Consider the following 9,999-nt stretch of genomic DNA (forward strand, 5'->3'; position numbering starts at 1 on the left):
GCCTTGCGCGGCGACAGCCCCATGCTGCGTGAACCGTCCAGCAGCACCTCCACGCGCGGCGACACCTCGTCCTGGCGCACGCGCAGCACCAGCTCCCCCGTGCGCGCCACGGCGTTCCAGTCCAGCTGCCGCAGGTCATCCCCCGGCTGGTACGCGCGGAAGTCGTGCAGCTCCATCGCGCTGCCCGCGGACGTGGCACGCACCTCGCCCACCCGTCCCCGCTGCGGCAGGCGCGGCAGCGCCAGGCTCAACCCCGGCGCCAGGCGCGCCACCTCCGCCTCATCCAACATCGCGCTCACTGCTCGTGGGCCCGCCGCTCGCGCTCGGCGAGCACCCGGTCCGCGGCGAACGCCGCCAGGAACGCCACCAGCGCCACGCACAGGAGCAGCTCCGGCGGCATCTTGAGACCACTGGGGTCGCTGTAGTCGTACTTGCCGAAGTTCAGCGTCCCCAGGATCGGGTTGAGCAGGTTGAGCAGCTCATCACGCCCCTCCAGGTCCAGGAACACCGCCAGCAGTGGCGGCACGCCGGCCCCCAGGATTCCCACCAGGACGTAGAGCAACCGCACCGACACCGGCGACGCGAATCGCCCCGAGCGCGGCATCCGCCCCAACAGCAGCGCCACCGACAGGTACAGCACCCCGTAGAGCGCCAGCGCCCCCTGTGACATCGCCAACCGCATGCTCCCCTTCGAGCCATCCGACGCCAGCCACACCAGCACCGCGCACCCCACCGCCCACCCCACGAGCAGCAGCACCGACAGCCGGAAGCCGCGCAGCGCCCCAGGCCTGAACAGCGTCCACGCCCGGGTGCCCGCGCGCAGCGGCCGCGACTGCCCGTCCACATCCGTCGCCATGAAGAGGGTGGCGAAGATGAGGTGCAGACCTCCGAGGATGCCCATCACCCCGGGGATGTCCTCCTCCCGGTCCATGAGCCACCACACCGCCGTCATCCCCACGAACGTCAGGAACACCTGCACCACCAACGCCCGCCGGGGATGGCGCGTGTAGTTCTCCGTCACGAGCGACAGCCGCGCCACCGCCGTCTCGAACACCAGCCACCCGTCCGACACGAGGAGCCAGAACACCGCGCCCAGCCCCAGGAAGAAGTTCCGGTCGAACGAAAACCCGCTGCCCCGCTCATTCGTCACCACGAAGGCGAACGTCAGCGCCTGGAAGAACGTCACCACCAGCACGGCTACCAGCGCGAACCGCACCGCGGCCCGTCCCATCCGGCTGTCCGCCACCGTCGCCGCGCACACCGACACGAGCGTGAGGAACACCATCCACGCCCCGCCCAACATCAGCACCATCAGGATGGTGGGCAGGTCGATGCCGTTGAGGAAGTAGCTGAACAGCAGGAACGGCCCCACCGCTGACGCGTACAGCACCGCCTGCACCAGGAAGGACGCCACCTTGCCGCGCAGGATGCGCCGGGGTCCCAGCCCCGTGAGCAGCAGCAGCGACCACGTCTCGTCCTCGCGCTCGCGCGCCAGCGAACGGTACGCGTTGAAGGGGATGAGGCCGAAGTGCACCAGCGCCAGGCACACGAAGAAGGAGAAGAAGTACGACCGCCCCTCGCGCGTGTACGTGCTGTCGTGCGTGTTCGCGAACGCGATGAGCGACAGCACCAGGCACGCCGCGAGCAGCAGCCCGAAGCTCACCCAGAAGACGCGCGTGCGCAGCCCCTGCCGCACCTCCTTCACCACCAGCGGGTTGAGCCGGTCGCCCCACTTCTCCCAACGGTCGGACACCGCGGCGGGAACCCCCGGCGAGGGGGCGGACTCGGCCGCGCCCGACGCGGGACTTGCTTGCGTGCTCACGCCACCCTCCCCTTCGTCACCGTCATGAACGCGTCCTCGAGGTTGCGCTCGCGCGGGCTGAACGCGCACACCGGCAGCCCCTGCGACACCAGCGCCGCGAGCAGCGCCGCCGCGGCCGCTTCCGTCTGCGCCGGCCCCGCGTCCGCCTCCAGCTCCAGCCGTACGCGCAGCGCGCCGCCCTCGCGAGCCACGTCCTTCACGCGCGGCTGCTCCAGCAGCGTGCGCTCCGTGCGAGACCACAGCGCCTCGGCCTCGTCGCCCTGCGCCGCCAGCCGCACCGTCAGCTCCATCACGCGGGACGGGCCCGCGCTCTGGCGCAGCAGGTCCTCCACCTTGCCCTGGGCCAGCAGGCGCCCCTGCTCGATGATGACGCAGCTGTCGCAGATCTCCGCCAGCTCCGTGAGGATGTGGCTGGAGATGATGACCGCCTTGCCCTGATCCGCCAGCGCGCGCAGCAGCTCCCGCAGCTCGATGCGCGCGCGTGGATCCAATCCGTCCGCCGGCTCGTCCAGGAGCAGCAGCCGAGGGTCGTGGAGCAGCGTGCGCCCCAGAGCCACGCGCTGGCGCATGCCCTTGGACAGCTCCGTGGTGAGCTTGTGCGAGAGCGGCCCCAGCCCCGTGAACTCCATCACCGAGTCCACCCGCTGCTTGCGCTGCGCGCCCTTCAGTCCGTATGCGCGCGCGAAGAAGTCCAGGAACTCCCTCACGGTGACGTCGTCGTAGGTGCCGTAGCGGTCCGGCATGTAGCCCAACAGCGGCCGGGCCCGGTCCGGCGCGTCCACCAGCGACGTGCCGTCCAGCAGCACCGTGCCCGCGGTGGGCACGTCCAGCGTGGCCAGGATGCGCAGCGTGGTGCTCTTGCCCGCGCCGTTGGGCCCGATGAAGCCCAGGATGCCGCCGGCCTCCAGCGTGAACGACACGTCGTCCACCGCGCGCAGCGCTCCGTAGTCGCGCCGCAGCCCCTTCACCTCCAGCAGGCTCATCGTCGTGCCTCCTCGACCTGGCCGCGCACCACGTGCAGCGCGGCCTCCAGCTCCACGTCCAGCGCCGCCGTGGGCGTGAAGCCACGCCCGCCCAGCCGCGCCACGAACGTTCCGTCCTCCAGTTCCTGAATCAGGGGCGCCACCGCGTCCTGGAAGCGCATGCGTGGCTCGTGCTCCAGGCCCAGCAGGTCCGCGTCCCCGGCCTCCGCCTCCTCCGGCGGGGCCAGCCCCTCCGCGCCGTCCGCCAGCTCCGGCAGGACATAGCGCTGGCCGTCCAGCTTCAACGTGCCGCCCTTCAGCGGAGCCCCCAGCGCGTTCTGCACCCGCACGCCACCGTCGGTCTTGTGCGCCGTCAGCCGCGCGCGCGAGGGGACCACGGCGACCTCGCCCCACTCGCGGTAGCTGCGCGAAGGCAGGAAGCTGTTCTTCACCACCAGCCCGTTCGTCCAGTCCAGGAGGCGCGGCGGATCCTCGGGGGACTCCGGGGCCAGCAGCACGCTGGAGGCGGGCATGCGCACGCTCTCTTCCGCCAGGTTCGCGTACCAGGCGTTGAGCCCCACCGTCACCGCGCGGGACCGCTCGCGGTCCAGCAGCGTGAGGCTGTAGCGCGCGGCGTGCAGGCTGAAGCCATCCACCAGCACGGACCACGCCACCAGCCCCAAGCTCGTGAGGACCGCCAACGTGGGCACGGCGATGAGCACCGCCAGCGGCCCCTTGCGCCGCGCGAGCATCCACCCGCCAGGCCCCACCGCGAGCACGAAGAGGAAGATGAGCAGCAGGAAGCGGCCCACGGGCGCGCGGGCACTCAACAGCAGCGGCAAGCGCCCATCGCTGAGCAGGTCGTGGCGCTCCCAGCGGGGCGGCGGGCCCGCGGGCACCACCACGGCCGACGACCGCTCCGTGTCCTCCCAGAGGCTGAAGCCGCAGCCCGGCACCCGCGTCCGGCAGGCGCGGAACTGGCGCACGGAGCCGAAGCCGTAGGGCGACAGCTCCGCCTTCTCATCCTGGAGCAGCGGGAAGCGCAGGCGCGGATTCGCGGGGGGCTGATCCAGCACCAGCCTGCCGCCGGTCACGGCGAACGTCTCCAGCACTGCCCAGACGTCGTCGGGCACCTGGTCCGCCGGCACCGCCACCAGCACCGCGTCGTAGCCCGCGTAGGCCGCCAGCTCGCGCGGCGCGGTGCGCGGCTCCACGAAGCGCGCGGCGACGAGCGGCTCCATGTTCTCCTGCGAGCGGCTCAAGCCGGTGGCCTGTTCGAAGGCCTTCACGTCGCCCAGCACCATCACGCGCGAGCCCCGGTAGCCATCCAGGTAGAAGCCCTTGGAGCTGGGATACAGCCCGGGAGATTCCATGGACAGCTGTCCCGTCTGCAGGTCAGCGGGCATCAGGAGCCAGGTGACAATCCGCTCGCGAGGGCCCAGTTCCAACGAGCGCTCCGTGACGCGGCCTTGCGGCGAGCGGATGACCAGGCGCACCGGACGCGGCTGTGCCCCTGTGTTCTGCACCGTCACCTGGATGGGGGTGTACCCCCGGCTTGGCACCAGCGTGGCGGTGCGCACGGTGGCCTTGAGGTCCCCCTCGCCGAGCTCCCCCGCTTGGGGGAAGGACTCCGCCGTCTCCACCACCTCGCGGTAGCCGCTGCCCTGGGGCCCCTTCTCATCCACTGCCTCCGCCACCGCCACCGGTGGGGTCGCGAACGCCACCGCCCCACCGGGGACACCCGGCAGGCCCGTCCAGAGCAGGACCCCCAGGCACAGGGCGAAGGCCCAGGACGCGCGGCTAGCCACGCGGCACCTCGGGGGTGGCCTTGAGCAGCTCGCGCACCACGTCCGGCGCGGTCACCTTCTCCAGCGACGCCTCGTAGGCCAGCACCAGGCGGTGGTTGAGGGCGGCGGGCGCGGCGGCCACCACGTCGTCGAAGCCCACGTTGGGCCGGCCATCGAGCAGCGCGCGCGCACGGCCCGCGGCGGCCAGGGCCAGCGCCGCGCGGGGACTCGCGCCGAAGCGCACGAAGCGGCGCACGGGTTCCGGAGCGGAGGGCTGGCGCGGGTCGGACGCCTCCACCAGCCGGCCGATGAAGTCCGCCACCGGGCCGGGCAGGTGCACGCGGTCCACGGCGGCGAACAGGCGCGACAGGCCTTCCGCGTCCAGCACCGGCTCCTGCGAGGGAGGCGCGCCGCGCACGCGCGTGGTGAGCAGGGTGCGCAGCGTCTTGGCGCCCACGGGCGGCACGAGGATGCGGAAGAGGAAGCGGTCCAGCTGCGCTTCGGGCAGCGGGTACGTGCCTTCGAGCTCGATGGGGTTCTGCGTGGCGAGCACGAAGAAGGGGTCGGGCAAGGGCCGCGTCTGGCCCAGCACCGTCACGGACCGCTCCTGCATGGCCTCCAGCAGCGCGGACTGCGTCTTGGGGCTGGAGCGGTTGATTTCATCCGCGAGGACGAGACTCGCGAAGAGCGGGCCCTCGCGGAAGACGAAGTCGCGGCGCGATTCGCCCTCCAGCACGTAGGTGCCGGTGATGTCGCCGGGCAGCAGGTCGGGGGTGAACTGGATGCGGCGGAAGGGCAGCGCCAGCAGCCGCGCCAGGGCCTTGCACAGCTCCGTCTTGCCCAGGCCGGGCAGGCCCTCCAGGAGCACGTGGCCCCGGGCGAGCACCGCTGTCACGACCTGCTCGACGACCGTCTCCTGGTCGAGCATCACCTGGTTGAGCCCGGACTTGAGCCGGGACGCCACGTCCGCCGCGCCCTGCGCTTCGGCGGGACTCAGAAGCTCCGCTGCCACGTCGTTTCCCCCTTCTGGACTACGGACCACCGAAGTACCGCTTCACCAGGTCGCGGTTGCGAGGCAGCAGCGGACCGGAGGTCGGTCCCGCCGTCGCATCGCCCTTCGCGCCCGTGCCCTTCGCGCTGGACGGCCCCGCCTGCCCCGTGCGGGCCTGCGGATCCGCTGCGCGAAGGCCCCACAACTCTTCCGCATCGCCGCCATTGCCATCCGGCAGCGGCTGGAACGCGAGCCGGTTCGGATCCATCTCCGCCTCGCCGCCGAAGACGACCGGCTGGCTCTCCCCGCCCCGGCTCACGCCCGCGCCCTCGCCCTTGCCCTGCCGCGTGTTCCGGCTCGCGTGCTGATTGCCCTGCTGGCCCTCGCCGTCGCCCTCTTCACCGTCACCTTCGCCCTGCCCCTCCTGACCCTGGCCTTGCCCCTTCTGGCCCTGGCCCTTCTGTCCCTGTCCGGACTGCTGACGCCGGGTGGGACGCCGGGCCTGGGCGCCGCGGTTCCCTTGTGAGGCGTTTTCCTCTCCAAAGCGCTGGGCCAGCGACTGCTGCCGCCGCTCCAGTGTGCGGCGCAGGTCAGCGATCTGATCCGGAGAGCCAGAGGCCTGGGCGCGAGCGGAAGCACGGGCCTGGGCCTCGCGGGACGACGGGTCGCCGGAGCCCTGCTTGTCGCCGCCCTGCTGATCACCCCTGTTCTGTCCATCCGCGCCCTGCCCCTGCGAGTTCTGCTCGGACGCGGGAGCCTCCTGATCACCGGCGGCGGAGTCCTCGGGGTTCCCGCTGGCGCGCGCATCGAGCGCCATCAGGGCCTGCTCCAGTGACTCACGCTCACGGGTGGCGGTCTCGGCACTCCCAGCGGCGGCGAGCGCGTCCTCCAGTTCAGCGGCGGCCTCGGAGGCGCGGTTGAGCTCGGCGGCGGCCTCGGAGGCGCGTTCAGCGAGCCGCTGCTCCAGGGCATCCGCGGCTTCCCAATCCGCGGAGTCGAAGCGGCCCTGCGCGACTTCTTCCGACAACCGGCGCAGTTCCTCCTCGACATCGGGGCCCAGGGGCTCCTCACGGGCCAAAGCCTCGGCCTGCGCCTGCACGGCGGCGACCTGGGTCGCGGCGGCGGCGTTGATGTTCGACGTGCGCAACGCCGGAAGCGGAACGAGGAACCCCACTGCGAGGAACAGGAGCGCACCCAACAACGCCCCCACGGGCCGGCGCCACGGGACCTCTGGAGGCTTCACCTGCTGAGCGAACTGGTTGAGGCTCAGCTCCCACTCACCAACGGGGCGCTCCAGCCGCGTGAGCAGCAGGCCACCAGCGTTGGCGGAGCGGTCCGCGAGCACCGCCGCGTACTCCAGCGACACGCCGCGAGACCGGGCGCGAACGAACCACCACGCCAGCCCCGCGATGACGAGCGGAGGCACGGCCCAGACAGCCAGGTCGCGCAGCAGCAACCGTGACAGCACGCAAGCGGTGGCCATGGCCCAGAGAGGAGCGATGCCCGCACCACTCCAGGCGACCACGTTGAGCCGCCGCTGCACGCGCCGGATGGGCGCGAGCACGAGAGACTGGAAGCGGCGTTCGTCACTGGCGGCCATGCGTGGAAGCCAGTGTCGGACACCCAGCCCACCGTTCACAAGCGACGCCCGGGAACGGTCGAATCCCGCCGTGGACGGTCGCCCGTCCGACTCCAGCTGTCGAGAAACCGCGAAACCCGAGCGGACCTCCAAAGGCGGCGGTTAGTGTGCCGCCCCCTATGAACTTCCGATTCCTTGGTCGCAGCGGTCTGAAGGTCAGCGAAATCTCCTTCGGCAACTGGCTCACCCACGGCTCCCAGGTGGAGGAGGACGCCGCCATCGCGTGCGTGAAGGCGGCGCTCGACACGGGCATCACCACCTTCGACACCGCCGACGTCTACGCCGGCACCAAGGCCGAGGCCGTGCTCGGCCGCGCCCTCAAGGGCCAGCGCCGTGAAGGCTATGAGCTGTTCACCAAGGTCTACTGGCCCACCGGCCCCGGCCAGAACGACCGCGGCCTGTCGCGCAAGCACATCATCGAGTCCATCCACGGCTCCCTGCGCCGTCTCCAGACGGACTACGTGGACCTCTACCAGGCCCACCGCTTCGACGCGGAGACGCCCCTGGAAGAGACCATGCTCGCGTTCGCGGACATCGTCCGCCAGGGCAAGGCGCTCTACATCGGCGTCTCCGAATGGACCGCCGAGCAGATCGCCGCCGGTGCGAAGCTCGCCCGCGAACTGCGCGTGCCCTTCATCTCCAACCAGCCCCAGTACTCCATGCTCTGGCGGGTCATCGAGTCCAAGGTCATCCCCACCTCCGACGCCGAAGGCCTGGGCCAGATTGTCTGGTCCCCCATGGCCAAGGGCGTGCTCAGCGGCAAGTACCTCCCCGGCAAGCCCCCGCCCGCGGACACCCGCGCCGCCACCCCGGGCTCGCAGTTCATGACCAGCTTCATGACCGACGACGTGCTCACCCGCGTCCAGCAGCTCAAGCCGCTGGCCCAGGAAGCAGGCCTGTCGATGGCGCAGCTCTCCATCGCCTGGGTGCTCCAGAACAAGAGCGTCTCCTCCGCCATCATCGGCGCGTCCAAGCCGGAGCAGGTGCTCGACAACGTGAAGGCCACTGGCGTGAAGCTCGACGCGGAGCTCATGCGCCGCATCGACTCCATCCTCGGCCCCGTCGTGGAGCGCGACCCCGCGCAGACCACCAGCCCCAACCGCCGACCCTGAAAACGCGCTCATCCACCCGGCGGGCAGGCACTCCGACGCCCGTCCCGCTCGGTGCCTGGGATATGACATCCGCGCCCTGGTTTCGCCGCGCCCGTCCAGTGGCGCGCGACAGCGGGGTGAACTCCACCCCGTTCCATTTGACTTTTAAGTTGGGGGGAACAAGAGACTGCGCCGCGCGTTAACGCGGTCCCACTCTTGAACCGGGCTTTCCCCACATGACGTCCTTCTTCCTCCTGGCCCAGGCGGCCCAACCCGAACTCGGATGGTTGAGCAGCAAGCTGCTCGGGGTGACGTTGGGCAGCGCCGAGTGGGTGCTCTGGCTGCTCGTGTCGCTGTCCATCATCTCCATCGCGGTGATGCTGGAGCGCGCCGTCTACTTCTCGCGCCACCGGCTGGCCAACTCGGAGGCCCTGGCGGTCCGCCTGGCGCGCGGCGAGTTCGACGCCGTGGCCGGTGAAGTGAAGAACCAGAAGGGCATGGAGGCCTCCGTCATCCGCGAGGCCCTGGCCTCCGCGCAGCAGGGCCCCGACACCGTGGAGCAGGTCATCGCGTCCACCGTCGCCCGCGAGCGCCCCCAGTACGAGCGCGGCCTGTCCATCCTGGGCACGTTGGGCAACAACGCCCCGTTCATCGGCCTGTTCGGCACGGTGCTCGGCATCATCAAGGCCTTCAACGACCTGGGCGCCATGAACGCCAAGGGCGGCGCCATGCAGCAGACGGTGATGGCCGGTATCTCGGAGGCGCTCGTCGCCACCGCCGTGGGCCTCGCCGTCGCCATCCCCGCCGTCGTCGCCTTCAACATCTTCAACCGCCAGCTGAAGACGCTCACCAGCCGCACCACCGCCCTGGGCCACGCGCTCGTGGGCGCCATGAAGGCGCGCAAGCCGGGCGCCGCGGGGGGCAACTAGCCCATGGCCGGCGGCGCGAACGACAGCGACGAGGAAATCTCAGGCATCAACGTCACCCCGCTGGTGGACGTGGTGCTGGTGCTGCTCATCATCTTCATGGTCACCGCGAACTTCATCGTCCGCGAGACGGTGGAGGTGGACCTGCCCCGCGCCGCCAATGGCGGTGAGACGGTGCAGGGCCTGGTGAACGTCGTCCTCGACAAGGAGGGCAAGCTCTACTTCGACGGCGCGGAGGTGACGGAAGCCGACCTGTCCCGCCGCGTGACGGAGGCCGTGGCCAAGGACAAGGACACGCGCGCCATCATCAGCGCGGACCAGACGCTCGCCTACGGCCGCGTGATGCGCCTCATCGACGTGGTGAAGGGCCAGGGCATCGCGAAGTTCGCCCTCAACATCGAGAAGGACGCTGGCCCTGCCCGGACCGCGCCCGCCACGCCCTGACGAGGCTTCGCAACGATGAGCCAGGCGGTCCTCGAATCCTCTTCCCTGCCCCAGCGCGACCGCTCCACGCGGTTCCTGCTCGTGTTCGTCCTCGTGTCGCTCGCGCTGCACGGGGTGGCCTTCGTGTTCCTCTCCACCCTGGAGGGCCGCAAGCTCGCGTCCATCCAGAAGCCGGTGGAGCTGGTCATGGTGGAGGCGCAGAAGCCCCCGCCCCCGCCGCCTCCCGAGGAGAAGCCGGAGGAGCCCCTGTCTCTTATAGACATCTGACGCTGCCGACGATCGCATAAGTGTAGATCCAGGTGGGCGGCGCGGCATTTGATAAAAATAATACTGGTTA

At 70.8% G+C, this 9,999-nt stretch carries 9 protein-coding genes; 3 read left to right on the plus strand and 6 right to left on the minus strand.

Translation table 11 applies throughout. The features are described 5' to 3' along the window. From D7Y15_RS39960 to D7Y15_RS39985, 6 genes are all read right to left on the minus strand, one after another. The coding region (locus D7Y15_RS39960) for a DUF58 domain-containing protein (protein ID WP_199746041.1) at positions 1 to 290 on the minus strand (290 nt) is incomplete at its 3' end. Positions 291 to 295: 5 nt separating this feature from the next. Then, positions 296 to 1,822, minus strand: coding sequence for an ABC transporter permease (locus tag D7Y15_RS39965; RefSeq protein ID WP_169832340.1), 1,527 nt, complete (start codon positions 1,820 to 1,822; stop codon positions 296 to 298). Beyond that, entirely contained in the window at positions 1,819 to 2,805 is a 987-nt protein-coding gene (locus tag D7Y15_RS39970; protein ID WP_121755846.1) for an ABC transporter ATP-binding protein, read from the minus strand. Before D7Y15_RS39970 ends, D7Y15_RS39965 begins: the two co-directional genes overlap by 4 nt. Next, positions 2,802 to 4,592, minus strand: a complete 1,791-nt coding sequence (locus D7Y15_RS39975) for a hypothetical protein (RefSeq protein ID WP_121755847.1) — start codon at positions 4,590 to 4,592, stop codon at positions 2,802 to 2,804. Before D7Y15_RS39975 ends, D7Y15_RS39970 begins: the two co-directional genes overlap by 4 nt. Further along, a complete protein-coding gene (locus tag D7Y15_RS39980; RefSeq protein ID WP_169832339.1) occupies positions 4,585 to 5,583 on the minus strand; it encodes a MoxR family ATPase in 999 nt (332 codons plus the stop codon). The genes D7Y15_RS39975 and D7Y15_RS39980 overlap by 8 nt, the downstream gene beginning before the upstream one ends. Positions 5,584 to 5,602: 19 nt before the next feature. Then, positions 5,603 to 7,162, minus strand: a complete 1,560-nt coding sequence (locus tag D7Y15_RS39985; protein WP_121755848.1) for a hypothetical protein — start codon at positions 7,160 to 7,162, stop codon at positions 5,603 to 5,605. 158 nt (positions 7,163 to 7,320) lie between these two features. Here D7Y15_RS39985 and D7Y15_RS39990 point away from each other — a divergent pair, with 158 nt between their 5' ends. The 3 genes from D7Y15_RS39990 (at position 7,321) to D7Y15_RS40000 (ending at position 9,662) form a co-directional block, all read left to right on the plus strand. Further along, positions 7,321 to 8,313, plus strand: coding sequence for an aldo/keto reductase family protein (locus tag D7Y15_RS39990; protein ID WP_121755849.1), 993 nt, complete (start codon positions 7,321 to 7,323; stop codon positions 8,311 to 8,313). Positions 8,314 to 8,528: 215 nt separating this feature from the next. Continuing rightward, positions 8,529 to 9,221: a MotA/TolQ/ExbB proton channel family protein gene (locus D7Y15_RS39995; protein ID WP_120581012.1), complete on the plus strand. Its 693-nt coding sequence runs from the start codon at positions 8,529 to 8,531 to the stop codon at positions 9,219 to 9,221. A 3-nt stretch (positions 9,222 to 9,224) separates the two neighbouring features. Next, on the plus strand, positions 9,225 to 9,662 hold the full coding sequence (locus D7Y15_RS40000) for a biopolymer transporter ExbD (RefSeq protein WP_121755850.1): 438 nt from the start codon (positions 9,225 to 9,227) through the stop codon (positions 9,660 to 9,662). The last annotated feature ends 337 nt before the right edge of the window (positions 9,663 to 9,999 follow it).

Origin of the sequence: Corallococcus sp. AB030 (assembly GCF_003668965.1) — a bacterium.
GTDB classification, from domain to species: Bacteria; Myxococcota; Myxococcia; order Myxococcales; family Myxococcaceae; genus Corallococcus; species Corallococcus exiguus.

What these genes read in the sequence shown, in the direction of transcription:
- D7Y15_RS39970 (WP_121755846.1), bottom strand. Translation starts at nt 2,805, where the DNA reads ATGAGCCTGCTGGAGGTGAAGGGGCTGCGGCGCGACTACGGAGCGCTG.
- D7Y15_RS39985 (WP_121755848.1), bottom strand. Translation starts at nt 7,162, where the DNA reads ATGGCCGCCAGTGACGAACGCCGCTTCCAGTCTCTCGTGCTCGCGCCC.
- D7Y15_RS40000 (WP_121755850.1), top strand. Translation starts at nt 9,225, where the DNA reads ATGGCCGGCGGCGCGAACGACAGCGACGAGGAAATCTCAGGCATCAAC.
- D7Y15_RS39990 (WP_121755849.1), top strand. Translation starts at nt 7,321, where the DNA reads ATGAACTTCCGATTCCTTGGTCGCAGCGGTCTGAAGGTCAGCGAAATC.
- D7Y15_RS39995 (WP_120581012.1), top strand. Translation starts at nt 8,529, where the DNA reads ATGACGTCCTTCTTCCTCCTGGCCCAGGCGGCCCAACCCGAACTCGGA.